Source organism: Bradyrhizobium sp. WCU1, assembly GCF_053474805.1.
In genome coordinates, this window is sequence record NZ_CM130280.1 from 3457226 (window position 1) to 3479972 (window position 22747).

The window sequence follows — 22747 nt, forward strand, 5'->3', positions numbered from 1 at the left end:
CCATGGTCCCTGGATTTCGGATGGCGTCCATCCTTTCGGTCATTTGGGCATCTTGCCCGGTCCAGCGGCCGGATTGCTGCTGGACGCTAGTTGGCATGGCGCGACTGCCATGCTGCGCATGATCATCTTTCGACAATTCGAAAGCCCGGGTTCACGGACGACCATGCGAAAACGCGCGCGAACCTTCGCGCGCGTGCTTCTCAAATCAACGACGGATGTTGTGCTTTTCGAGCAGCGCCTTGTAGCGCGCCTCGTCCTTGCGCTTGATGTAGTCGAGCAGGGAGCGGCGCGTCGACACGAGCTTCAGGAGGCCGCGGCGTGAATGGTTGTCCTTCACATGGCTCTTGAAGTGCTCGGTGAGGTTATTGATGCGTTCCGACAGGATCGCGACCTGAACCTCGGGCGAGCCGGTGTCGCCGGCCTTGTTGGCATTCGTCTTGATGACTTCCGCTTTGCGTTCTGCGGTAATCGACATCGTCAGTTACTTTCATTGTTGCGAGCCGGACCGGCAGTCAGTCCGTTCAGGTTGAACACGCGCTTGGGGATGAGTTCGCCATTGCCAATTTCGGCAAGCGCGAGAAGTCGGCCTGCCACCGTGACATAGACTGTGCCGCTGGTATTGGGCGCATCCCGTCCGCGCAACAAAACGGCTTGGCCCCGGTGGAGCCTTGCCGCATCAGCCCGTGTGACGGCCAGTGCCGGGATGTCGTCCAGCGCGGTCTCAACGGGCATAAGCGCGTCGGCGAGGCTGCCCTCGCCAGACGCGGCTCTATTGCATAAAGCCTCCAAATGTTCCAGCGGAATCATGTCCGCTTCGGTAAACGGACCGACCAGGGTCCGCCGCAGGGCGCAGATATGGCCGAAACAGCCCAGAATCCGGCCCATATCGCGGGCCAGCGCTCGGACATAGGTTCCCTTGCCGCACTCGGCCTCGAACACGGATTGTCCGTTATCTCCATGTTCCACAAGGGCTAATTCGTGAATCTCGACCGGGCGGGGCTTTAGTTCCACGGTCTCGCCGTCGCGTGCCAGATCGTAGGCCCGCTCGCCCTGCACCTTGATCGCCGAATATTGCGGCGGGATCTGCTCGATCACCCCGGTGAAGCGCGGCAGCAGCTCGCGGATCGAATCGGCAGTCGGCCGGCTCTCGCTGGTCCGGACCGGCCGCCCCTCGGTGTCGTCGGTGTCGCGCTCCTCGCCCCAGCACACCGTGAAGCGGTAGCGCTTGCGGCCGTCCATCACGAACGGCACCGTCTTGGTGGCCTCGCCGAGCGCGATCGGCAGGCCGCCCGAGGCGAGCGGATCGAGGGTGCCGGCATGGCCGGCGCGCTTGGCCTGGAACAGGCGCTTGAGCACGGCAACCGCCTGCGTCGAGGTCATGCCGATCGGCTTGTCGAGCACCACCCAGCCATGGACGTCGCGCTTGTCGCGGCGCGGTTGCTGGTTCTGCCGGCCCTGCTTCTGGCGCGGGTCGTTGTTGGTGCGGCGCGCATCGTCGCTGCGCTGCCCGGCAAAGGCATCCCGCTCAGCGTCGCGCGCGTCGGCATCCTTCGCGTCGATAACGCTGTTGGTCGTCATCACAGTCATTCCTCGTCGTCCGAATCGGGTGCAAGGTCTCGCTGCACCGCAGGTGTCCGCAGTAGTTTCTCGATGCGCGCCGCCTCGTCGAACCGCTCGTCGACGCGGAAGCGAATGTCGGGTGCAAATTTCAGGTTGACGCGGTGCGCGATCTCGCCGCGAAGGAACTTCTTGTTGCGCTCGAGCGCTGTGATCACCGTGTCGGTGTCGCGGCCGCCGAGCGGCATCACGTAGATCGTCGCGAGCTTCAGGTCCGGCGACATACGCACCTCGGGAACGGTGATGATGTGGCCTTCGAGATCGGGATCGTGGACCTCACCCTGCGACAGAATCTCGGCAACTGCATGGCGAACGGTTTCGCCGACGCGCAGCTGACGTTGTGAGCCGCCGGGGCTGGAACTCTTCTTTTGACGGGGCATGACCTTCTTCCAAAACCGTCGCGCCCGCAGGCCGTGGCCGCGGGCATCAATGTCCTGACTTTGCTTTCAATCGGGCAATGCGCTGGTGGCCGGACCAGAGTCCGGCCACGTCGGCGCATTTCAGTTAAATGGACCCAACGCTGAGCTTCGTAAGATTTGGACTTACAGAGAGCGTTGGATCGTCTCGATACGGTAACACTCGATCACGTCGCCGACGCGCATGTCGCCGTAGTTCTCGAAGGCCATGCCGCACTCCTGGCCGGACTGCACTTCCTTCACTTCATCCTTGAAGCGCTTCAGCGTCGACAACTTGCCTTCGTGCACCACGACGTTGTCGCGGATCAGGCGAACGTTGGCGCCGCGTTCCACGGTGCCGTCGGTGACGCGGCAACCCGCGACCTTGCCGACCTTGGAAATGTTGAACACTTCCAGGATCTGCGCGTTGCCCAGCATGGTTTCGCGCAGCGTGGGCGCGAGCAGGCCGGACATCGCCTTTTTGATGTCATCCACGAGGTCGTAGATGATGTTGTAGTAGCGGATTTCGATGCCGTTGCGCTTGGCGGCGGCCGCGGCTTCCTTGTTGGCTCGGACCGAGAAGCCGATGATCGCGGCGTTGAAGCCTTCCGCCAGCGTGACGTCGGACTCCGAGATGCCGCCGACGCCGGCATGCAGGATGCGGGCGGCGACTTCGTCGGTGCCGAGCTTCTCCAGCGAGCCCAGGATCGCTTCCAGCGAGCCCTGCACGTCGGCCTTGACGATCAGCGGGAACTCCTTGCGGCCCGCGGTCTTGAGCTGCGACATCATCTGCTCGAGCGAGCCGCGCATGCCGGAGATCGAGGCAGCCGCATTCTCGCGCTTCTGGTGCGCGCGATAGCTCGTGACCTGGCGGGCGCGGGCTTCGTTCTCGACCACGGCGAGACGATCGCCGGCTTCCGGCGGACCGTTGAAGCCGAGCACCTCGACCGGCACGGACGGACCGGCCTCTTCGAGATTCTCGCCCTGGTCGGAGATCAGCGCGCGGACGCGGCCCATCTCGGCGCCGGCCACGATGATGTCGCCGACGCGCAGCGTGCCGCGCTGCACCAGCACGGTCGCGACCGGACCGCGGCCGCGATCGAGCTTGGCTTCGATCACGGTGCCTTCCGCCGGACGCTCCGAATTGGTCTTGAGGTCGAGGATTTCGGCCTGCAGCGCGATCATCTCGAGCAGCTTGTCGAGATTGGTCTTGTTCTTGGCCGAGACCTCGACGTCGACGACGTCGCCGCCGAGCGATTCGACCTGCACCTCGTACTGCAGCAATTCGGTGCGCACGCGCTCCGGCCGCGCATCGGGCTTGTCGATCTTGTTGATCGCCACGATCATCGGCACCTTGGCCGCCTTGGCGTGGTTGATCGCTTCGATCGTCTGCGGCATCACGCCGTCATCGGCCGCGACCACCAGCACGACGATGTCGGTGACCTTGGCGCCGCGGGCGCGCATCGCGGTGAATGCGGCGTGGCCGGGCGTGTCGATGAAGGTGATCTTGGTGCCGGTCTCCGGCGAGGTCACCTGATAGGCGCCGATATGCTGGGTAATGCCGCCGGCTTCGCCCGACACCACGTTGGCGTGGCGCAGCGCGTCGAGCAGCGAGGTCTTGCCGTGGTCGACGTGACCCATGACGGTGACGACAGGCGACCGCGGCTCGGTATCGGTGGAATTGTCGACGACGTCGAACAGGCCTTCTTCCACGTCGGACGCGGCGACGCGCTTGACGCTGTGGCCGAGCTCTTCGGCGATCAGCTGCGCGGTGTCGGCATCGATCACGTCGGTGATCTTGTGCATCGCGCCCTGCTTCATCAGCATGCGGATGACGTCGACCGCGCGCTCCGACATGCGGTTCGCGAGTTCCTGGATCGTGATCGCTTCCGGGATGGTGACTTCGCGGATCAGCTTTTCCTTGGGTTCGTTCGACGCATGGCCCTTCAGGCGCTGGGTGCGGCGGCGGAACGAGGCGATCGAACGCTCGCGGACGTCGTCGGCGTTGAGCGCAGTGGTCAGGGTGAGGCGGCCGCGCTCTTTCTGCGGGCCGGGCTTGTGGGTGGTCTTCGGAGCCGCGACGGGGCGCACGGCGCCGCCGGGGCGGCGCACCATGCGCGGACCTTCGTCTTCGTCGGGCCCGGCCGCAACCGCCGCCGGCCTCGGCGCAGAGGCCGGTGTGCGGGCGGTTGTGGTGGTCGTCGGGCGTGCTGCGGGCGCACGGGCGGCCGGAGCAGATGCAGCAGGTGCTGATGTCGCGGGTCTGGCCGGTGCAGCGGCGGGCGCCGCGCCGGGCTTCGCCTCGCCTTCGCCGAAGCGGCGCTTGGCCTCGACCTCGGCCTTGCGCTTGGCCTCTTCCTCGTGGCGATGACGTTCTTCTTCCGCCTTGCGGCGGACCTCGGCGGCCTCGCGCTCTGCCTTCTCCGCAGCTTCGCGGACGGCACGGCGCTTGGCCTCCTCTTCAGCCTGGCGGCGCTCCTCGATGTCGCGCTGGCGGGCATCGGCCAGCGCGCTGGCACGCGCGGAACGCTCGTCTTCAGTCAGGGTCGGCAGCACCACGCCGGAGCGGGTGTTGCGCTGTTGCTGGCCGGGAGGCGGGCCGGAGGGGCGGCCCTGCGGCGGCCGGGGGGCCGGAGCCACCGGCTTTGCAACCACGGGCTCGGGCGCATGCGCCTCGCCGGGACCATCGCCACCGACGCGGCGCTTGCCGCGCTTCTCGACCACGACCTGCTTGGTCCTTCCGTGGCTGAAGCTCTGGCGCACGGTGCCCGTCTCGACGCGCGGCTTCAGCGACAACGTCTTGCTCGGGACACTCAAAGTCTTGTCGCCAGGGGTCTTGGTATCAACCATTCAGCAGTCCTAATCTCGTTTCGCTGTGCGTTTGCCGCACAAATCCTTCAACGTGTCGTCGTTTGCTGAGCATGGTCCGGTCGGAAAGACGGCGTCCGCCTTCCTGGATCACGCTCTGGAATTTCTGGCCGCTTCGGCGGTCTTGTCGTCGTCGGCCATCCGGTATCGGACCAGCATCTGGCAGCGCGACAGGAACGTCTTGCTCGCTGGGCCCGCGAGCAGCGCAGCATGTATCACATTTGACCGCCCAAGTGCCAAATCCAATTCTTCCGACGTCAAAACATTGACGACGGCCATTACCGGCGATTCACCACGTTTTTCGCCCCTTTGCCTGACGATCGCGTCCAATTTGCGGATTCCGTCCGCTGCGCCGTCGGAAGCGTGGATCAGGGCTGCAGTTTCGTTCCGGTTGAGTGCGTCCTCGACCTTGCCGAAGCCCGCGACGACCTGACCGGCCTTGGCGGCCATCGCCAGGGCCTCAGTGACGCTGCGCACCAGCAGTGCCTCGGTGTCGGTGGGAAGGGTCGGCGCGACACGGACATCGCGCTTGAATCCCTTGCTAAATTGGTGACGGCGGACCGCTTCCGCAACGCTGCGCCGCGACGCGGAAATCCATAATCCGCGGCCGGGCAGCTTGCGCTTCAGATCCGGGATCACCTCGCCCGTGGGCGCGACGACGAACCGGATCAGCTCGTCGATCGGACGCACCTCGCGGCTGACCGCGCACATCCGCGTGGTCGCGGACTTCTGTGTCCGCGGCCCATCGTCGAGATCGGGGTCAGCCTGAGCGAGCATCCGTAGGTCATCTCCTTACGACGCCGTTTCTGCTTCGGCGGCGTCGGCCTCCTCGGCAGGCTTGGCGAGGTCGGCCTCGGTGATCCAGCCGGCCTTGAGGCGGGCCTGCATGATCAACGACTCGGCCTCGTCGCGCGAAATCTCGATGCCATCGAGGAACCCGGCATGCTTGGTCGGCTCGCCGCCTTCCTTGCGCTCGGTCCAGCCGACCAGATCGTCGGTGGCGCAGCCGGCGAGATCCTCGACGGTCTTCACGTCGTTCTCGCCGAGCTTCACCAGCATCTTGCCGGTGATGCCGGGGACGTCCTTCATGGCGTCCTCGACGCCGAGTTCCTTGCGCTTGGCTTCCAGTTCGGCCTCGAGCTGCTCCAGATATTCGCGGGCGCGGGTCTGCAGCTCGGTGGCGGTCTCCTCGTCGAAACCTTCGATACCGGCCAGTTCCTTGACGTCGACCATCGCCAGTTCCTCGACCGAGGTGAAGCCTTCGGAGGCGAGCAGCTGGCCGACCACCTCGTCGACATTGAGCGCTTCCATAAATACGCGGGTCGAGTTCTCGAAGTCGGCCTGGCGGCGCTCCGACTCCTCCTGCTCGGTCAGGATGTCGATGTCCCAGCCGGTCAGCTGCGAGGCGAGGCGGACGTTCTGGCCGCGGCGGCCGATCGCCAGCGACAGCTGGTTGTTGGTGTCGGGAACCACGACCTCGATGCGCTCGCGGTCTTCGTCGATCACGACCTTGGCGACTTCGGCCGGCGCCAGCGCGTTGACGACGAAGGTCGCGATGTCGGGCGACCACGGAATGATGTCGATCTTCTCGCCCTGCAGCTCGTTCACCACGGCCTGCACGCGCGAGCCGCGCATGCCGACGCAGGCGCCGACCGGGTCGACCGAGGAATCGCGCGAGATCACGCCGATCTTGGCGCGCGAGCCGGGATCGCGGGCGACCGCCTTGATCTCGACGATGCCGTCATAGATTTCCGGCACTTCCTGCGCGAACAGCTTCGCCATGAACTGCGGATGGGTGCGCGACAGGAAGATCTGCGGACCGCGGGTCTCGCGGCGGACGTCGAAGATAAAGGCGCGGACGCGGTCGCCGTTGCGGAACACTTCGCGCGGCAGCATCTCGTCGCGGCGTACGATCGCTTCGCCACGGCCGAGGTCGACGATCACGCTGCCATATTCGACGCGCTTGACGATGCCGTTGACGATGTCGCCGATGCGGTCCTTGAATTCCTGGTACTGCCGGTCGCGCTCGGCCTCGCGCACCTTCTGCACGATCACCTGCTTGGCGGACTGCGCCGCGATGCGGCCATATTCCAGCGGCGGCAGCGTGTCGGCGATGGTGTCACCGACCTGGGCGCCCGGATTGGCGCGCTGCGCGTCGAACAGCGAAATCTGGTTGGAGGAGTTCTCGACGACGTCCACCACCAGCATGTGGCGGGTCAGCCGCAATTCGCCCTTCTTGGCGTCGATCTCGGCATGGACGTCGGTCTCGCTGCCGTAGCGAGCGCGGGCGGCCTTGGCGATGGCGTCTTCCATCGCCGCGATCACGATGGAGCGGTCGATCGACTTTTCGCGCGCAACTGCGTCTGCGATCTGCAGCAGTTCGAGTTTGTTGGCGCTGACTGCCATGGCTTAGTCTCCTTCGAATGGATCGATCTCGCCACGGCGCGCGCGCTCGGCGGCCAGGCGGTGCTTTTTGGTATTGGTCGGGGCCGGCTTCTTGTCGGGCTTGTGACCAGGCTTTTGATCGGGCTTGGGTTTCGGCTTCTGGCTCTTCGCCGGATCGCTCTTCTTGGCGTGGGCCGGCTGCGGCGGCGCGAGGCCGAGCTCGCGGCGCAGCTCGCGCTCGGCGGCCTTGCCGCGGCGCATCGATTCCTCGATCAGCTCGTCGGTCAGCACCAACCGCGCGTCTGAAATGTCTTCCATCACCAGCAGGACTTCAGCGTCCTCGGTCGGACGCGGATCGTCGCGCTTGACGCGTACTGCATTGCCCTCGACGCCGGCGAGCAGGCCGCGAAACCGCTTGCGGCCCTGGTGCGGCACCGCCATCTCGATCTTGACGAGATGCCCGGTGTAGCGCTCGAAGTCGGAGCGGCGCACCAGCGGGCGGTCGATGCCGGGCGACGAGATTTCCAGCCGGTAGGCGCGCTCGATCGGGTCGGCGACATCGAGCACCGGCGACAGCGCGCGCGAGATCGCCTCGCAATCCTCGAGCTGCATCGAGCCGTCGGGCCGTTCGGCCATGATCTGCACGGTGCAGCCGGCGTCGCCCGAGACCTTGATGCGCACCAGGCGATAGCCCATGCCCTGCAGCACCGGGACTGCGACCGCGGCGACGCGCGCCGCGACCCCGGGCTCGACGACGAGCCTCGGCTCGGCGAGCAGTTCGGTGTCCACGGACGTGGCGGTCGGATCGGTCATATCCAGTGTCAAAGGCTGTCTAGGTCTACAGGTTTGTCTGAGGTCTGTTGTGTTGTTCAGGTGGCCTTAAGGGGCCGCTAACGCTACCCAAACTGGATCCGGCCTCGCTGGGTCCCGTCAGGTAATAAAAAAGAGCGGGTCCCGGGGGGCCCACTCTCCTACGCGATCGTATGAGATACCATAAGTTGCGCTGGATATAGCCCTTTTGCCGGGGTCCGGCAAGGCCTCCGGACCGGGCGGAAGGCGATTTTGCCCCTCCCCGGGTGCAGGTTCGACCTAACCCTCCGTTTACGAACGGGACCATAGATTGCCGAAAATCGGCAGAAGTCGCCGGTTGGACAAGGCTCATGACGACAGCGCCCGCGCTGATCCCGGAACTCGACGACATCGTTCGCCGTGGCGACCCCAAGCGCCGCGCCGAGGCCGCGCGGCGGCTCGGCGAATTGTTCCTGCAGGGCGCTGCGAGCTTCCGTCCCGACCACATCGACCTGTTCGACGGGGTGCTGACCAGTCTGGTGCCGCACGCAGAGCTGGCGGCGCGGATCGATCTCGCCGAACGGCTCGCGCCGCTTACCAACGCGCCGCGCCACCTGGTCGGGCAACTCGCCCGCGAGGACGAGGTCGCGATCGCGGGGCCGGTGCTGCGCAAATCGCCGGTGATTGACGACAAGGTGCTGGTCGAGATCGCCAATGCCAAGGGCCAGGGTCATCTGCTGGCGATGGCCGAACGATCCCGGCTTTCGACCGCGCTGACCGATGTCATCGTCCGCCGCGGCGATCGCGATGTGATCCGATGTGCGGCCGGCAATGAAGGGGCCGCGTTCTCGGACGCGTCCTTTACGACGCTGGTGCGGCGCGCCGGCCAGGATGGCGTGCTGACGCTGCGGATCGGCCGCCGCGACGATCTTCCGCCCGAACATCTGAAGAGCCTGCTGGCCGGTTCGATCGACGTGATCCGCCGGCGGCTGCAAGTCGTCGCCAAGCCGGAGCGGCAGGCCGAGATCAAGCTGGCGATGAGCGAGATCGAGGGCGTCGTCGCGCAGGTCGAGGGCCGCGACTTCGCCGCCGCGCAGCGCACGATCCTGGCGCTGCATCGCGCCGGCGAATTGAACGAGGCCGCGGTGGCAGGCTTCGCAAAGGCCTTCAAATATGAGGAATGCGTGGCCGCGCTCGCCGCGATGACCGCCGTGAAGATCGTCACGCTCGATCGCCTGATCGCCGGCGACCGCTACGACCCGATCCTGATCGCCAGCAAGACGATCGGCTTCGAATGGCCGACCGTGCGCGCCCTGATCCTGATGCGGCTCGGGCCCAACCGCGTGCCGTCGCCGGCCGATATCGAAGGTGCGCGGGTGAACTTCGTCCGCCTGATGCCATCCACTGCGCAGCGCGTCGTGGATTTCTGGAAGTCGCGATAAATCGTTCGCGTCGCAATTCATTTTCCGCGCGGCGACAAATGGATTGCTGCCGTCAAGGCGCTTTCCAAGCCTCCATGCCGACAGCTATGCTTTCCGCAAGGCGCGACACAGCGCCAACGGGAGATCGCCATGCTGACGGACGCCGACATTCAATCGCACGCCGCACGGATCCGCGACGACGGATACACCGTGATCGAGCGCGCCGCCTCGCCGGAGCTGGTCGAGGGATTGAAGGCGGCGGTCCTGCGGATCGAGCGCGAGCACAATCTCGGCCTTGCCCGGACCTCGTTCGAGGGCTTCAAGACGCTGCGCATCAACAACCTCCTGGCCTATGACGATCTGTTCTGGGAGGTGCCGCTGCATGAGAACGTGCTGCCGGTGGTCGAACGCGTGCTGGACAAGGAATGCCTGCTGTCGTCGTTCTGCTCGCTGGTGCTCGGCCCCGGTGAGGTGGCGCAGCCGATTCATGAAGACACCCAATTGATTCCGCTCCCGCGGCCGCACATCCCGATCACGATCAACGCGATCTGGGCGCTGTCCGATTTCCGCGACGACAACGGCGCGACGCGGATCGTCCCTGGCAGCCACAAATTCGATTCGTCGCCGGAATATGGCAAGCACTACGACGCGGTCACCGCGACCATGCCGGCCGGCAGCGTGATGCTGTTCGACTCTGCGCTGTGGCATGGTGGCGGTGCCAACACCAGCGACACCAGGCGCTTCGCATTCTCCTGCGCCTATTGCTGGGGCTGGATGCGGCAGCAGGAGAATTTGCAGCTCGGCATTCCGCGCGAGACCGCGGCGCGCTTCCCGCGCCGCTTGCAAGAGTTGTGCGGCTACAGCGTCTACAAGGGCCAGTTCGGCCACATCGACAATCACGATCCGATCGAACTGCTCGGTCGCGAGCGCGGCAAGCGCATGGTGTGGGAGGCGACCGACGTCAGGAAGGCGCGGATGGCGGGGCAGGGATAATCTCGTCATTCCGGGGCGCGCCTTTTGGCGCGAGCCCGGAATCCATTTCTCCGTCGGCGCATGTGGCGCAATGGATTCCGGGCTCGCGACTTCGTCGCGCCCCGGAATGACGATTAGCCCAATCGCCGAAACCTCAGATACGCCGCCTTGCGCCCTTCGCGCTCGGCCTTGGCGCCGTAGCGCGTCATCGTGTAGTTCGGCCACGGCTCGAGCCAGTCGATCGCGCGCTCGGCGAGCCAGGCGAAGTCGGGCGAGCGCATCAGGTGCGCGAGCGTCCAGGCGCAGTAATCGTCGATGTCGCTGACGAAGCGGAACTCACTGCCGGGCGGCAGCAGCCGCGTCATCGCGGCGACCGTCGCATCCTGCACGAAGCGCCGCTTCCAGTGCCGCCGCCTCGGCCAGGGATCGGGATGAATGAGGTCAATGCGCGTGAGCGAGCGCGGAGGGGCCCAGGCCAGCAGTTCCGCCGCATCGCCGGCGAACAGGCGGATGTTGCCGATATTCTGTGCCTCGATCTGGGTCAGGATCTTCGCCATCCCGTTGACATAGGGCTCGCAGCCGATGAAGCCCATGTTCGGAAAGGCCTGCGCTTCCGCGATCAGATGCTCGCCGCCGCCGAAGCCGATCTCTAGCCTGACATTCTCGATGCCGTCATCGAACAATTCGGTCAGCGCCGCGGGCGCGGGCGCCGAAATGTCGATCGAAAGATGCGGCAGCAGATTGTCGATCAGGTCGGCCTGGTGCGAACGCAGCTTGTGGCCCTTGCGCCGCCCGAAGAACGAGCCGCGCGAATGGGCCATCGCGCCGTCCTCCGGGCAATCGCGATCGTTGGTGTCGTTCGGAGCCGGTGTCATCGCAGCGTCTGATAGAGCCGGTAGAGCAGGCGCGCGCGGGGCTCGATCGAGGAGATGTAGAGCTGCTCGTAATGGGTGTGTGCGCCCTTGCCGTCGACGCCGAGGCCGTCGAGGGTTGCAGTATGCGGTGCGGTGAAATTGCCGTCGGAGCCGCCGCCGGTGAACACATCGAGCAGCTCGAAGCCGAGTTCGGTCGCAAGCTCCCGGGCGTGTTCGTAGAGCGCTGCGCCGGCATTGCTCTTCTCATAGGGCGGACGGTTTAGTTCCCCGGTCACCTTCACGCTGACGCCCTCGGTGCGCGAGGTGATGCCGAGGATCTTCGGCACCAGCTCGTCGGCGTCGGCCATGGTCGGCACGCGCATGTCGACTTCGGCATAGGCCTCTTCGGCGATCACATTCGGCTTGGTGCCGCCGCGGACCACGCCGACATTGACGGTGACGCCGCGTTTGAGATCGTTCATCGCCTCCAGCGTCTGGATCACATTGCCGAGTTCCCGGATCGCGCTGCGGCCGTCTTCGGGGCGGGTGCCGGCATGCGCAGGCGCGCCCTTGATGGAGACGTCGAACCGCGCGACGCCCTTGCGCCCGGTGACGATCTTGCCGCCGTCGCGCGCCGGCTCGGTCACCAGCACGTATTTCGCCTTGCGGCCCTCGGCCTCGATCAGCGCGCGCGAGGTCGGGCTGCCGATTTCCTCGTCCGACACGTAGAGCTGGGTGATGCCGAGCGGCGGGCGCGCGTCATCGGCGCAGATCCGCCGGAACGCATGGTAGGCGAGATAGGCGCCGCCCTTCATGTCGTAGATGCCCGGGCCGAACGCGACGTCGCCGTCGATCTTGAATGGTAACCGTTCGATGAATCCCATCGGATGAACTGTGTCGAGATGGCTCAACACCAGGATGCCCGGGGCGTCCTGCCCCCAGGACGAGCGCGCGACGAGATGATCGCCGCAGCCGTCGCGTCCCGCAACGCGGTCGACGGTGGCCGGCAGGTCGCGATAGCCCGCGGCGACGAGATCAGCCAATCTGTTGACCTGATCCGGCCGCTCCGTCGGCGATTCGATCTCGACCCAGCGGCGAATGCCGTCGAGGATAGCAGCGGTTTCGAACGGGTTGCTGGACATGCTGTTGTCGTCGCCTGCGAATTGCTTTGTCATTCAGCGCACGCCTCGGCGTGCGCCGGAATGACATATTCCAGATTTGATGATCTCTCAAACGGATAAGGCTGAATCAGACCTGTTCGGCAGCCTCGCGCGCCGCGATCTGCTCGACCAGTTCGACGATGCTGCGGCGGAGCTTGGCGTCCGCGATCCGCGTGAACGCGCGGGTCAGGGCCAGGCCTTCGGCGGTTGCCAGAAAATCGGACACATAGGCCGGCGAGGAGCCCTCGCTGAAGCCGTCGGCGGTCTTGACGCCGCTCGGGCCGCCGTCGAACAGGAAAGAGACCGGCACCTGCAGGATCTCGGAGATCTGCTGCAGCCGGCTGGCGCCGACACGGTTGGTGCCCTTCTCGTATTTCTGCACCTGCTGGAACGTCAGGCCTAACGCCTCGCCCAGTTTCTCCTGGCTCATGCCGAGCATGATGCGTCGCATACGGACGCGGCTGCCGACATATTTGTCAACAGGATTGGGCGCTTTGGTGGACATCTCCAACTCTCCTAAGGGATTGCGCGCCCGGGGGTGAGGCAAGTTGGACGTGGAGTATGCCTCAGGCGCCGGTGCCGTCAAATCCTGCAAGGAGGATCGGGACGAAATGCGGACAATTTGCGCAAAGGGGCTGACTTGGCTTGTGATTTCGCGTGGACCCGTACAATGCGAAGTGCACGGTCGATCTGTCAACTGGTGGAATCGCGCTGAGGTAAATTTCGACGTTTTTTCGGGTTCGCGACAACCGGCGATATGCAGGATCAGGCTTTTCGCCTGACAAAACGTCTCCGCAATACGATTGCGAGGGCAACCAACACAATCACGGCGGCCGGGATGTTCCCGGCACGCGCATAGATCGTCGGCGCGATCGCCGCCGGCAGGCCGGCATCGAGCACGCCTTCGACGCCGAGCCCGAGTTGCGCGACGATCCGCCCGAGCGGGTCGATGACGGCCGAGACGCCCGTGTTTGCGGCACGCACCAGCGGCAGGCCTTCCTCGATCGAGCGCAGCCGGGCCTGTTGCAGATGCTGATAGGGGCCGGTCGAAATCCCGAACCAGCCGTCATTGGTGACGTTGACGATCCAGCCGGGACGCTCGTCGCGGCTCACGACATTGCCTGGGAAGATCGCCTCGTAGCAGATCAAGGGCAGCGCGCGCGGCGCATTCGGAATGTCGAGCGTGCGGCGGATCGTGCCGGGAATGTAGCCGCCCTGCACCTTGGTGAGCTGCACGAGGCCGAGCTTCTCCATCCAGTCCTGGAACGGCAGATATTCTCCGAATGGGACGAGGTGCAGCTTGTCGTAGACCGCGAGCACGCTGCCGTCATGGTCGATGACATAGATCGAATTATAGGCGCGGGTGATGCGGACGTTCGGCGGCAGATCGGGCGCGCGCACCGAGCCGGTGATCAGCACGGTTCCCTTCGGCAGGAGATCGGCGATCTGCGCCATCGCGTCGGCTTCCTTGGTCAGGAAGAACGGAAACGCGGATTCCGGCCAGATCAGGATGGTGGAGTCGCTCACGCCGGTCGAATGCGGTCCGGAGGCGCGATCCGACAGAGTGAGATATTTCTGCATCACCGCCGCCTTGGCGGAGTAGTTGAACTTGGCATCCTGCTGCAAATCGGGCTGCATGATGCGCAGCTTGACCCCGGCGACCATGCTGGTCGGCTGCTGCGAGAGGCGGACTGCGCCGAATGCCAGCATCGCGGCGAGGACCAGCACCGCTGCCACCGGCGCACGCCACGGCTTGCGGCCGCGTGAGGCGCCGTCGATCAGCACGGCCGGGCTTGCGAAGATCGCGACGGCCAGGAACGTCATGCCCCACAGTCCGATCAGCGACGCGGCCTGCGCGAGCGCCAGCGGCTCGGTCAGCGCGTAGCCGAACGCATTCCACGGAAAACCGCTGAGCAGATGGCCGCGCAACCACTCTGAAATGGTCAAGCCGACCGCAAGCGCCAGCACGCGCGAGGCGTCGCGCGGCCAGATCAGCCGTGCCAGCGCGAAGCCGAAGGCGGTGAACAAAGCGAGATAGGCGGGGAGGCCGAGCACCGCGAACGGCGTCAGCCAGGCGAAGGTGTCGGCATCGACGAAGAAAGCGTAGCCGATCCAGTACAGCCCCGGCACGAAATAGCCGAGGCCGAACCAGAAGCCGGACAACGCTGCGGCGGGCACGCCGCGCCAGCGTCCGGCAGCAGCGCCGTCAATCAGCCAGACCGCGATGGAAAAGGTCAGGAACAGCACCGGCCAAGCGTTGAACGGCGCCATCGCCAGCGCGGACAACGCGCCGGCTGCGAGCGCGAGCACCGCGCGCTTCCATCCCCAGGTCAAAATGATCGCAAGCCCGACCGAGCGGAGTTTGTCTGACAGCCTCACTGCGGACCGGCTCCCTCGCCGGGCGGCGGCATGTTGTCATTGGCCTGCGGGTTTCCGGAGTCCGGTGCCTGCTCGCGGCGCCGCTCGCGTTCCTTGCGCGGCGCCGGCCGTTCCTTGCGCGTCGTGATCCGCACCCGCTTGACCCGCCGCGGATCAGCATCGAGCACCTCGACCTCGTAATTGCCGGGACCGGAAATCACCTCGCCGCGCACCGGCAGGCGGCCGACGAACGACACCAGATAGCCGCCCAGCGTCTCGACCTCCTCGCCGGCCTCGCCGGTCACGAAGTCTTCGCCGATCACCGAACGGACATCGTCGAGGCTCGCGCGCGCGTCGGCGATGAAGGAGTTGTCCGGCTGGCGAACGATGGACGGCGGCTCGTCGGAATCGTGCTCGTCGTCGATCTCGCCGACGATCTGCTCGACGATGTCCTCGATCGACACCAGCCCGTCGGTGCCGCCATATTCGTCGACCACCAGCGCGAGATGGATCCGCGAGGCCTGCATCTGCGCCAGCAGGTCGATCGCGCGCATCGACGGCGGGATATAGAGCAGCTTGCGGATGATATGGGCCTCGGCCAGCGGCAGCGCGAGATCGACGCTGCGCAGGTCGAGTCCGGCCGGAAACGGCTTCTTGCGCTTCGTCTTGGTCGCATCGGTGACGCGCGCCTTCGCGGTCATGAAGGCGAGCAGGTCGCGGATGTGCACCATGCCCTCGGGGTCGTCGAGGGTTTCGTTGTAGACGACGAGCCGCGAATGCGCCGCGCTCTCGAACAGGCTCATCAATTCGCCGAGCGGAATGTCGCGTTTGACCGCAACGATGTCGGCGCGGTGAATCATGACGTCGGCGATCCGCCGCTCGTTGAGCGAGAGTATGTTGCGCAGCATGGTGCGCTCGATTGCCGAGAAGCCGACGTCGTCGGGCGTCGAGGCGTCGAGCACCACCTGCAGATCGTCGCGCACCGAGCCGGCCTTCCAGCCGAACAGCGTGCGGATCGCGCGTACCAGCCAGCCTTCGGCTGCCGGGCGCTGCACCTCGCCCTCATGCACCACGGCGGGCAGGTTGCTCACGTTGCGCGGATTGTCGTGGGTCGGTTCGGAATCCGGCATGTCAGGCGTTCCGATCCGCATAGGGGTCGGGAATGCCGAGGGAGGACAGGATCTCGCGCTCGAGCGACTCCATGTCCTCGGCATCGTCGTCGTTCTCGTGGTCGTAGCCGATCAGATGCAGGAAGCCATGCACCGCGAGATGGCTCAAATGATGGTCGAACGGTTTCTGTTCGTCATCGGCCTCCCGCCGCGTCGTTTCATAGGCGATCGCGATGTCGCCGAGCATGCGCGGGGCATCGTCGGGTCCGCCGCCGCCTTCCGGCTGCAGTGCCGGAAACGACAGCACGTTGGTCGGCTTGTCGATACTTCGCCAGTTGGCATTGAGCGTGCGGATGCCGGAATCGTCGGTCAGCATCACCGCAAGCTCGGCGCCGGCGACATCGGCGTCGGCGATTTCGGCGGCAGCCTCGATGGCGCGATGAATCACCGCGTCGGCATTGGGCTCGGCCTGCCAGCATTCGGCGGTGACCAGAACCTCGGTGGCAGGAAAAGCGGACACGTTGGTTTCAAAATCCGCGTTATGGCCGGAACCCGCATCGTGCGGGCTCGCAGCCGAAGCTATTGGGCTCAAGATCTGGCGTTTGCCGGCTTTTGCGGCAATCCCTCATAGGCGGCCACAATGCGCGCCACCAATTCATGGCGGATGACGTCCTCGGCCTTGAAATGCACCTGCGCGATGCCTTCGACGCCGTCGAGCAGCTTGACGGCCTCGGCAAGGCCGGAGGTCTGGCCGTTCGGCAGGTCGATCTGCGAGGGGTCGCCGGTGACGATCATCCGGCTGTTCTCACCGAGACGCGTCAGGAACATCTTCATCTGCATCGAGGTGGTGTTCTGCGCCTCGTCGAGGATGATGGCGGCATTGGTCAGGGTGCGGCCGCGCATGAAGGCGAGCGGCGCGATCTCGATCTCGTTGCCCTGCAATGCACGCTCGACGACGCGGGCGTCCATCAGGTCGTACAGCGCATCATAGATCGGGCGCAGATACGGATCGACCTTCTCCTTGAGGTCGCCGGGCAGGAAGCCGAGCCGCTCGCCGGCCTCGACCGCGGGCCGCGTCAGGATGATGCGGTCGACCTCCTTGCGCTCGAACAGCTGCGCGGCATGGGCGACTGCGAGCCAGGTCTTGCCGGTGCCGGCCGGGCCGATGCCGAACACCAGCTCATGCCGCTTCAGCGCGCGGATGTAAGAGTCTTGCGCCGCGGTGCGGGCGCGCACCGGACGCTTGCGCAGGTTGATGGTCTCGAAGGTCGGCTTGGCGGTCTTGTTGTCGAATTCGAACAGCGAGCCCTGCGCGATCACGGCGCGGATCGCGCCTTCGACTTCGCCCTGATCGAGGTCATGGCCCGCGACGGCCTGGGCATAGAGCGTTTCCAGCACGCGACGGGCAGCGTCGCAGCCGTCGCGGGAGCCCGCGATGGTGACGTGGTTGCCGCGGGAATCGACCACGACGCCGAGCCGCCGCTCGATCAGCGCCAGATTCTGTCCGTAGGGGCCGACCAGCGCGGATGCGGCACGGTTGTCGTCGAAATCGATGACGACCTGAGTCTCAGGAGGCATTTGCATGTCGCGGTCAGGTTTGCGGCTGGGAGCAAGCGAAGGCGAATCCGATGCGCTTTTGGGCAAGGATTTCAGGCTCCAATGGTCTGCGAAATGAGGCCGGGTGCGGGTTGCGTTGCGAGTTCGCCGATCAGGCTGTAGCGCTCGAGGCTGTCGATCCGCACGGAGCGGACCTGGCCGATGATGTCGGGCGAAGCCATCACATGGGCGGGCTGCAGATAGGCAGTGCGGCCGACGATCTGGCCAGGATTGCGCGCGGCGCGCTCGAACAGCACATCGACTGTTGTGCCGATCGCAGCACGGTTGAAGGCCGATTGCTGGCTGTCGATCAATTCCTGAAGCCGCCCCAAGCGCTCGTCCATCTCGGCTGCTGACACCGTCTCCCGCATCTCCGCCGCCGGCGTGCCTGGCCGTGGCGAATACTTGAATGAATACGCCGCAGCGTACCCGATTTGCGTGACAAGCGCGAGGGTGGCGGAAAATTCTTCTCTGGTCTCGCCGGGGAAGCCCACGATAAAATCCGATGAAAAAGCAATGTCTTGCCGGGCAGCCCGGAACCGGTCGATGACACGGCAGTAGTCATCGGCGGTATGCTTGCGGTTCATGGCGGCAAGGATCCGGTCCGCCCCCGATTGCACCGGCAGGTGCACGAACGGCATCAGCTGGGGCAAATCGCGATGCGCCGCGATCAGCGAATCGTCGACGTCGCGCGGATGACTGGTGGAATAGCGCAGCCGTGTGACGCCCGGAATCTCCGCGAGCCGCTGCAGTAATCTGCCGAGCGGCCAGACGCCGCCGTCGGGGCCTTCGCCGTGATAGGCGTTGACGTTCTGTCCGATCAGCGTGAATTCGCGTACGCCGTTGTCGGCGAGCTGCTTCACGTCGTCGATGATCCTGGCGACCGGACGCGAGACTTCCGCGCCGCGCGTATAGGGCACCACGCAGAAGGTGCAGAACTTGTCGCAACCTTCCTGCACCGTGACGAAGGCGGAGATGCCGCGGGCGCGGATCGCATCCGGCTTCGGCTGCGGCAGGAAGCCGAACTTGTCCTCGACCGGGAATTCGGTCTCGACCGCGCGGCCGTTTTCCTTTGCGCGCTTCAGCAGTTCAGGCAGATGATGATAGCTCTGCGGTCCGACCACGATGTCTACGGTCGGGGCGCGGTGGATGATCTCGGCGCCTTCTGCCTGCGCGACGCAGCCGGCGACCGCGATCTTCATCTCGCGGCCTGCCCGTGCGGCCTCGTCCTTGGCGACGCGGAGCCGTCCGAGTTCGGAATAAACCTTTTCGGATGCCTTCTCGCGGATGTGACAGGTGTTGAGGATCACGAGGTCGGCGTCCTCAGCACTCGCGGTCTCGACAAAGCCTTCGCCGGCCAGCGTGTCCACCATGCGCTGCGCATCGTAGACATTCATCTGGCAGCCATAGGACTTGATGTGCAGCTTGCGCGGCGTCGTCATGGAACCCTGAATACGATAAGGAAACGGCGCCATCCGCGCGCCGGTGCTGAAATATAGCCTAAACCGGCGAAAATCCAGCGATCGAGCCGTGTTTTTGGCCGGCTTTGGCGATCAAATCGGGCAATTGGCGCATATCGGAGAAGGTGAAGGCCGCGCCGGCCTGGCGCAGCGTGGCCTCATGTTCCGCCGTGCAATGGCTGCCGCCGTGGAAACCGAGCACGGTCATGCCGGCGGCGCAGGCGCCGGTGACGCCGGCCACGCTGTCCTCGATCACGACGCAGCGTTCCGGCCGTGCGCCCATCTGTTCGGCCGCAAACAGGAACAGATCGGGCGCCGGCTTGCCGCGCGTGACCTGGGTGGCGGAGAAAATGTGCGGCGCGAGCTGGTCGTAGAGCCCGGCGCAGGTCAGGCCGTGATGGATCTTCTCCGGCGTGCCGCTGGAGGCCACGCATTTCGGCAAGCCGAGCGCTGTGATCGCATCGCCGACATTCGCGATCGCGTTGAGATCGTCGGCGTACAAGCTCAGTGTCGCGTGCTTGACCTCGGCCTCGAACGTATCGGGCAACGCGCGACCGATTTCGCTTTCGACGATCCGCCGGGCCTCGCGATCGGACACGCCGAGGAAGCGCTTCAGCACGCCGTCCGGCGTGATCGGAAAACCGTGCCGCGTCAGCGTGTCCGCATGCGCGCGACAGGAGATCACCTCGCTGTCGACAAGCACGCCGTCGCAATCGAAGATGACGAGATCGAAGCTCATGGTGTGGCGACGTGTGGCACGCGCCTACGACTTGCTGTCGTCGTCGAGCGGCACGCAATACAGCTCGAGCCGGTGATCGACCAGCTTGTAGCCGAGCTTGCGCGCGATCTCGGCCTGCAGCTTCTCGATCTCCTCGGAGGTGAACTCGATCACCTTGCCGTCGCGCAGATTGATCAGATGGTCGTGATGGCTCTCGGGCATCTGCTCGTAGCGCGCGCGGCCTTCGCGGAAATCGTGACGCTCGATGATCCCTGCATCCTCGAACAGCTTGACGGTGCGATAGACCGTCGAGATCGAGATCTTGTCGTCGACCGCCACGCAGCGGCGGTAGAGCTCCTCGACGTCGGGATGATCCATCGCTTCCGCCAGCACCCGCGCGATCACGCGGCGCTGTTCGGTCATGCGCATGCCGGTCGCGGCGCAGCGCGCCTCGATGCCGGTATTCTTCGGCGCAGGCGGGATTTTCACCGTGGTCATGGGTCTCAGGCCGTATTCTTCAAACCTTGGGCAGCAGAGCAGGGCGCTGTTCTGCCATCGCGCCGATGTTACGACAAGTCGCGCCGCATCAGAAGCGCGTTCAAATGTTCCCCGCCGGGCTGCTTGTAATAGCGTTCGCGGCGGCCGATCACGCCGAATCCGGCCCTTTCATAGAGCCGTCGCGCCGGCGCATTGTTCTCTTCCACTTCGAGGAAGATGGTGCGGATGCCGCGGCCGGCAAGATGGCCGAGATGGGTCAACAGCAGGTCGCGCGACAGGCCGCGCCCGCGCTGATTGGAATCGATCGCGATCGACAGGATTTCGGCTTCGTCCGCCGCCATCCGCGACACCGCAAAGCCGATCACCTTGCGGCCCTGCCGCAGCCGGTGCACCAGCGTGTTGCGCTCGGTCAGCATCGCCTCGAATTCGCCTTCGCCCCAGCCGCGATGAAACGACGCGCCGTGCAGTTGGGCGAGTCGCGCCGCATCACGCAGGGATGCGGGCTCGACCGCGGGCGTAGCGCCGCCCCACCATCGCGACAGAAAGCCGATCATGTCGAAGGCGGCGCGCTGATGACGAGGCGATCCTTCGGCGGCTTCGCATCGGGTGCGCGCAGATAGAACGGACGCGGCGGCGCGGTGTCGGGATCGATCGCCGCGCCGACCCAGGCGACCCAGATGATGTCGGGCGCCGGCTGCCGGTCGACCATGACCGGCGGCGGTGTATCCGCAGGCCAGCGCTCGGCGAGAATATTGGCGGCGTTGCCGACCAGATGCAGCGCGCCGTATTGAGAGGCCGCGAGCGCTTCCGCGATCGGCGCAACCTTCGGCTTGAGGATCGGGCCACCGTCGCCGGCCACCAGCTGGAAATAGACGTGATCATGCCGCGCATCGATCGCCGACAGGATCGCGGGTACGCCATTCTCGGCAACCACGGGCGCAGCGTAGGCGGTGAGCGTCGACAGCCCGACCACCGGTTTCGCGGCTGCCAGCGCGATGCCGCGCGCCGCCGAGAGGCCGACGCGCAATCCGGTGAAACTGCCGGGACCGGTGGTGACGGCGATGCGGTCTAGCGCGGCAAAGCCGATGCCGCTCGCCTTCATCACCCGCGCGATCAGCGGCATCAGCGCCTCGGCATGGCCGCGCTGCATCGCCTGCGATTCAATGGCGATGGTATTGCCGGAGGTGGTGTCGAGCACCGCAGCGGAGCAGGCGTCGAGCGCGGTATCGATAGCGAGAATCATCATGGGAGGGCGAATGGCGAGTGGCGAATAGCGAAAGGACTATCAGGGTGGACCCCTATTCGCCATTCGCTACCCACCATTCGCCTCCATCACATCGGCCGGACTTCCTGCACGTCGGGCACGAAGTGCCGAAGCAGGTTCTGGATGCCGTGCTGCAGGGTGGCGGTCGATGACGGGCAGCCGGCGCAGGATCCCTTCATGTTGAGATAGACGATGCCGTCCTTGAAGCCGCGGAAGGTGATGTCGCCGCCGTCATTGGCGACCGCCGGACGCACCCGGGTCTCGATCAGGTCCTTGATCTGCTCGACCGTCTCGGCGTCGGCCTCGTCGAAGAACTCGTCTTCCTCATCACGCGCATCGTCGTTGCCAATGGTGCCGTCGGCGAGCAGCGGCGCGCCGGACATATAGTGCTCCATGATGGCGCCGAGGATCGCGGGCTTGAGGTGTTGCCAGTCGCCGTCCGCCTTCGTCACGGTGACGAAGTCGGCGCCGTAGAACACGCTGGTGACGCCTGATACGGCGAACAGCCGTTCGGCGAGCGGCGAGCGCGCGGCGGATTCGGCCGACGAGAATTCCATGGTGCCGGTGTCGAGCACCGTGCGGCCCGGAATGAATTTCAGGGTGGCGGGATTGGGGGTGGCTTCGGTCTGAATGAACATTTGCTGTCTCCGGCGTCGCCGGTTCAAGGCCGGCGCGTTGGGTTCCCCTACCAAATGGCAACTAAAAAGCCGTCGATCAAGCCGCAAAACCGCGGTTCCGGCCCGCGATCCATGCCCTGGGAGGGGTTTCAGGTCGAAAACCTTACGACAGGGCGTCGATCTCGGCGTCGGTCAGCCCGCCCGGCACGATGGTCACGGGGATCGGGAACGCGCCCATGGCATTGGCCATGGTGGTGATGATCGGCCCGGGGCCCTCGGCGCCCGGATTGGCGGCCAGCACCAGCATCGCGATATCGACGTCCTGGTCGATCACGTCGAGGATCTGCTCGGTCGGGTCGCCCTCGCGAATCACCCGCTCCGGGGTGATCGCGGCGATCCCGTTGGCGCGGCCGGCGGCGCGGTCGAGCGCCTCGTTGGCGGCTTCCTCGGCCTCGGCGCGCATGATGTCGGCGACCCCGAGCCATTGCTGGTTCTGGTCCTCGGTCTCGATCACCCGCAGCATCACGACGCCGCCGCCGACCCGGATCGCCCAGCGGCTGGCGTAATACACCGCGCGGTCCCATTCCGCCGTGTCATCGACGATGACGAGGCATTTCGGCTTGTGACCTGTTTCGTAGCTGCGTCGCTGGGTGGTCATGCATGTCC

General features: G+C 65.5%; 23 protein-coding genes. 2 read left to right on the forward strand and 21 right to left on the reverse strand.

Features of this window, described 5'->3' with window-relative positions:
* Positions 1 to 205: 205 nt before the first annotated feature.
* The 7 genes from rpsO to rimP form a co-directional block, all read right to left on the reverse strand.
* The gene (rpsO, locus tag ACTUWL_RS16080; RefSeq protein ID WP_016844725.1) at positions 206 to 475 is read right to left on the reverse strand and encodes a 30S ribosomal protein S15; all 270 of its coding nucleotides are present in this window, start codon (positions 473 to 475) and stop codon (positions 206 to 208) included.
* Positions 476 to 477: 2 nt separating this feature from the next.
* Complete coding sequence (gene truB / locus ACTUWL_RS16085; protein WP_035653714.1) at positions 478 to 1587, reverse strand: tRNA pseudouridine(55) synthase TruB; 1110 nt, start codon at positions 1585 to 1587, stop codon at positions 478 to 480.
* Positions 1584 to 1997 carry a 30S ribosome-binding factor RbfA gene (gene rbfA, locus ACTUWL_RS16090; RefSeq protein ID WP_021082643.1) on the reverse strand — a complete coding sequence of 138 codons (414 nt, stop codon included), beginning with the start codon at positions 1995 to 1997 and terminating at the stop codon, positions 1584 to 1586. The genes truB and rbfA overlap by 4 nt, the downstream gene beginning before the upstream one ends.
* 162 nt (positions 1998 to 2159) lie before the next feature.
* On the reverse strand, positions 2160 to 4862 hold the full coding sequence (gene infB / locus ACTUWL_RS16095; RefSeq protein ID WP_021082644.1) for a translation initiation factor IF-2: 2703 nt from the start codon (positions 4860 to 4862) through the stop codon (positions 2160 to 2162).
* A 108-nt stretch (positions 4863 to 4970) separates the two neighbouring features.
* Positions 4971 to 5657, reverse strand: coding sequence for an RNA-binding protein (locus ACTUWL_RS16100; protein ID WP_021082645.1), 687 nt, complete (start codon positions 5655 to 5657; stop codon positions 4971 to 4973).
* Between the two features lie 15 nt (positions 5658 to 5672).
* Entirely contained in the window at positions 5673 to 7286 is a 1614-nt protein-coding gene (gene nusA, locus ACTUWL_RS16105) for a transcription termination factor NusA (RefSeq protein WP_021082646.1), read from the reverse strand.
* Between the two features lie 3 nt (positions 7287 to 7289).
* A complete protein-coding gene (gene rimP, locus ACTUWL_RS16110; protein ID WP_021082647.1) occupies positions 7290 to 8078 on the reverse strand; it encodes a ribosome maturation factor RimP in 789 nt (262 codons plus the stop codon).
* A gap of 347 nt (positions 8079 to 8425) precedes the next feature.
* Here rimP and ACTUWL_RS16115 point away from each other — a divergent pair, with 347 nt between their 5' ends.
* Both ACTUWL_RS16115 and ACTUWL_RS16120 read left to right on the forward strand, forming a co-directional pair.
* Positions 8426 to 9496: a DUF2336 domain-containing protein gene (locus tag ACTUWL_RS16115; RefSeq protein WP_021082648.1), complete on the forward strand. Its 1071-nt coding sequence runs from the start codon at positions 8426 to 8428 to the stop codon at positions 9494 to 9496.
* A 129-nt stretch (positions 9497 to 9625) separates the two neighbouring features.
* Positions 9626 to 10468 (forward strand): phytanoyl-CoA dioxygenase family protein, encoded by an 843-nt coding sequence (locus tag ACTUWL_RS16120; RefSeq protein ID WP_021082649.1) that lies wholly within the window; start codon positions 9626 to 9628, stop codon positions 10466 to 10468.
* 113 nt (positions 10469 to 10581) lie between these two features.
* Here ACTUWL_RS16120 and ACTUWL_RS16125 read toward each other — a convergent pair whose 3' ends face one another.
* The 14 genes from ACTUWL_RS16125 to ACTUWL_RS16190 all read right to left on the reverse strand — a co-directional run bounded on the left by ACTUWL_RS16125 (position 10582) and on the right by ACTUWL_RS16190 (position 22739).
* A complete protein-coding gene (locus tag ACTUWL_RS16125; RefSeq protein WP_035653716.1) occupies positions 10582 to 11322 on the reverse strand; it encodes a tRNA (guanine(46)-N(7))-methyltransferase TrmB in 741 nt (246 codons plus the stop codon).
* Complete coding sequence (locus ACTUWL_RS16130) at positions 11319 to 12443, reverse strand: M20 family metallopeptidase (RefSeq protein WP_035653778.1); 1125 nt, start codon at positions 12441 to 12443, stop codon at positions 11319 to 11321. The genes ACTUWL_RS16125 and ACTUWL_RS16130 overlap by 4 nt, the downstream gene beginning before the upstream one ends.
* A 106-nt stretch (positions 12444 to 12549) precedes the next feature.
* Positions 12550 to 12966, reverse strand: a complete 417-nt coding sequence (locus tag ACTUWL_RS16135; protein ID WP_021082652.1) for a helix-turn-helix domain-containing protein — start codon at positions 12964 to 12966, stop codon at positions 12550 to 12552.
* Positions 12967 to 13226: 260 nt separating this feature from the next.
* Positions 13227 to 14840: an apolipoprotein N-acyltransferase gene (gene lnt / locus ACTUWL_RS16140; RefSeq protein ID WP_021082653.1), complete on the reverse strand. Its 1614-nt coding sequence runs from the start codon at positions 14838 to 14840 to the stop codon at positions 13227 to 13229.
* Positions 14837 to 15949 (reverse strand): hemolysin family protein, encoded by a 1113-nt coding sequence (locus ACTUWL_RS16145; RefSeq protein WP_021082654.1) that lies wholly within the window; start codon positions 15947 to 15949, stop codon positions 14837 to 14839. The genes lnt and ACTUWL_RS16145 overlap by 4 nt, the downstream gene beginning before the upstream one ends.
* 1 nt (position 15950) lies before the next feature.
* A complete protein-coding gene (gene ybeY / locus ACTUWL_RS16150) occupies positions 15951 to 16448 on the reverse strand; it encodes an rRNA maturation RNase YbeY (protein WP_035653718.1) in 498 nt (165 codons plus the stop codon).
* A gap of 68 nt (positions 16449 to 16516) precedes the next feature.
* Positions 16517 to 17512, reverse strand: coding sequence for a PhoH family protein (locus ACTUWL_RS16155; protein ID WP_021082656.1), 996 nt, complete (start codon positions 17510 to 17512; stop codon positions 16517 to 16519).
* 65 nt (positions 17513 to 17577) lie between these two features.
* The gene (gene miaB, locus ACTUWL_RS16160) at positions 17578 to 18966 is read right to left on the reverse strand and encodes a tRNA (N6-isopentenyl adenosine(37)-C2)-methylthiotransferase MiaB (RefSeq protein ID WP_021082657.1); all 1389 of its coding nucleotides are present in this window, start codon (positions 18964 to 18966) and stop codon (positions 17578 to 17580) included.
* Between the two features lie 58 nt (positions 18967 to 19024).
* Positions 19025 to 19723 carry an HAD family hydrolase gene (locus ACTUWL_RS16165; RefSeq protein WP_021082658.1) on the reverse strand — a complete coding sequence of 233 codons (699 nt, stop codon included), beginning with the start codon at positions 19721 to 19723 and terminating at the stop codon, positions 19025 to 19027.
* Between the two features lie 24 nt (positions 19724 to 19747).
* Complete coding sequence (locus ACTUWL_RS16170) at positions 19748 to 20200, reverse strand: Fur family transcriptional regulator (RefSeq protein ID WP_021082659.1); 453 nt, start codon at positions 20198 to 20200, stop codon at positions 19748 to 19750.
* Positions 20201 to 20268: 68 nt separating this feature from the next.
* Positions 20269 to 20754: a ribosomal protein S18-alanine N-acetyltransferase gene (rimI, locus tag ACTUWL_RS16175; RefSeq protein WP_021082660.1), complete on the reverse strand. Its 486-nt coding sequence runs from the start codon at positions 20752 to 20754 to the stop codon at positions 20269 to 20271.
* Positions 20751 to 21446, reverse strand: a complete 696-nt coding sequence (gene tsaB, locus ACTUWL_RS16180) for a tRNA (adenosine(37)-N6)-threonylcarbamoyltransferase complex dimerization subunit type 1 TsaB (protein ID WP_021082661.1) — start codon at positions 21444 to 21446, stop codon at positions 20751 to 20753. Before tsaB ends, rimI begins: the two co-directional genes overlap by 4 nt.
* Before the next feature lie 86 nt (positions 21447 to 21532).
* Positions 21533 to 22102, reverse strand: a complete 570-nt coding sequence (locus ACTUWL_RS16185) for a NifU family protein (protein WP_021082662.1) — start codon at positions 22100 to 22102, stop codon at positions 21533 to 21535.
* Between the two features lie 142 nt (positions 22103 to 22244).
* Positions 22245 to 22739, reverse strand: a complete 495-nt coding sequence (locus ACTUWL_RS16190; protein ID WP_021082663.1) for a universal stress protein — start codon at positions 22737 to 22739, stop codon at positions 22245 to 22247.
* Positions 22740 to 22747 lie beyond the last annotated feature (8 nt).

Coding starts and splice junctions, on each gene's coding strand:
- infB (WP_021082644.1), bottom strand. CDS start 4,862: ATGGTTGATACCAAGACCCCTGGCGACAAGACTTTGAGTGTCCCGAGC.
- nusA (WP_021082646.1), bottom strand. CDS start 7,286: ATGGCAGTCAGCGCCAACAAACTCGAACTGCTGCAGATCGCAGACGCA.
- ACTUWL_RS16125 (WP_035653716.1), bottom strand. CDS start 11,322: ATGACACCGGCTCCGAACGACACCAACGATCGCGATTGCCCGGAGGAC.
- miaB (WP_021082657.1), bottom strand. CDS start 18,966: ATGACGACGCCGCGCAAGCTGCACATCAAGTCCTATGGCTGCCAGATG.
- tsaB (WP_021082661.1), bottom strand. CDS start 21,446: ATGATGATTCTCGCTATCGATACCGCGCTCGACGCCTGCTCCGCTGCG.
- rpsO (WP_016844725.1), bottom strand. CDS start 475: ATGTCGATTACCGCAGAACGCAAAGCGGAAGTCATCAAGACGAATGCC.
- ACTUWL_RS16185 (WP_021082662.1), bottom strand. CDS start 22,102: ATGTTCATTCAGACCGAAGCCACCCCCAATCCCGCCACCCTGAAATTC.
- ACTUWL_RS16190 (WP_021082663.1), bottom strand. CDS start 22,739: ATGACCACCCAGCGACGCAGCTACGAAACAGGTCACAAGCCGAAATGC.
- ACTUWL_RS16130 (WP_035653778.1), bottom strand. CDS start 12,443: ATGTCCAGCAACCCGTTCGAAACCGCTGCTATCCTCGACGGCATTCGC.
- ACTUWL_RS16120 (WP_021082649.1), top strand. CDS start 9,626: ATGCTGACGGACGCCGACATTCAATCGCACGCCGCACGGATCCGCGAC.
- ACTUWL_RS16155 (WP_021082656.1), bottom strand. CDS start 17,512: ATGCAAATGCCTCCTGAGACTCAGGTCGTCATCGATTTCGACGACAAC.
- rimI (WP_021082660.1), bottom strand. CDS start 20,754: ATGATCGGCTTTCTGTCGCGATGGTGGGGCGGCGCTACGCCCGCGGTC.
- ACTUWL_RS16170 (WP_021082659.1), bottom strand. CDS start 20,200: ATGACCACGGTGAAAATCCCGCCTGCGCCGAAGAATACCGGCATCGAG.
- rbfA (WP_021082643.1), bottom strand. CDS start 1,997: ATGCCCCGTCAAAAGAAGAGTTCCAGCCCCGGCGGCTCACAACGTCAG.
- truB (WP_035653714.1), bottom strand. CDS start 1,587: ATGACTGTGATGACGACCAACAGCGTTATCGACGCGAAGGATGCCGAC.
- rimP (WP_021082647.1), bottom strand. CDS start 8,078: ATGACCGATCCGACCGCCACGTCCGTGGACACCGAACTGCTCGCCGAG.
- ACTUWL_RS16115 (WP_021082648.1), top strand. CDS start 8,426: ATGACGACAGCGCCCGCGCTGATCCCGGAACTCGACGACATCGTTCGC.
- ACTUWL_RS16145 (WP_021082654.1), bottom strand. CDS start 15,949: ATGCCGGATTCCGAACCGACCCACGACAATCCGCGCAACGTGAGCAAC.
- ACTUWL_RS16135 (WP_021082652.1), bottom strand. CDS start 12,966: ATGTCCACCAAAGCGCCCAATCCTGTTGACAAATATGTCGGCAGCCGC.
- ACTUWL_RS16100 (WP_021082645.1), bottom strand. CDS start 5,657: ATGCTCGCTCAGGCTGACCCCGATCTCGACGATGGGCCGCGGACACAG.
- ACTUWL_RS16165 (WP_021082658.1), bottom strand. CDS start 19,723: ATGAGCTTCGATCTCGTCATCTTCGATTGCGACGGCGTGCTTGTCGAC.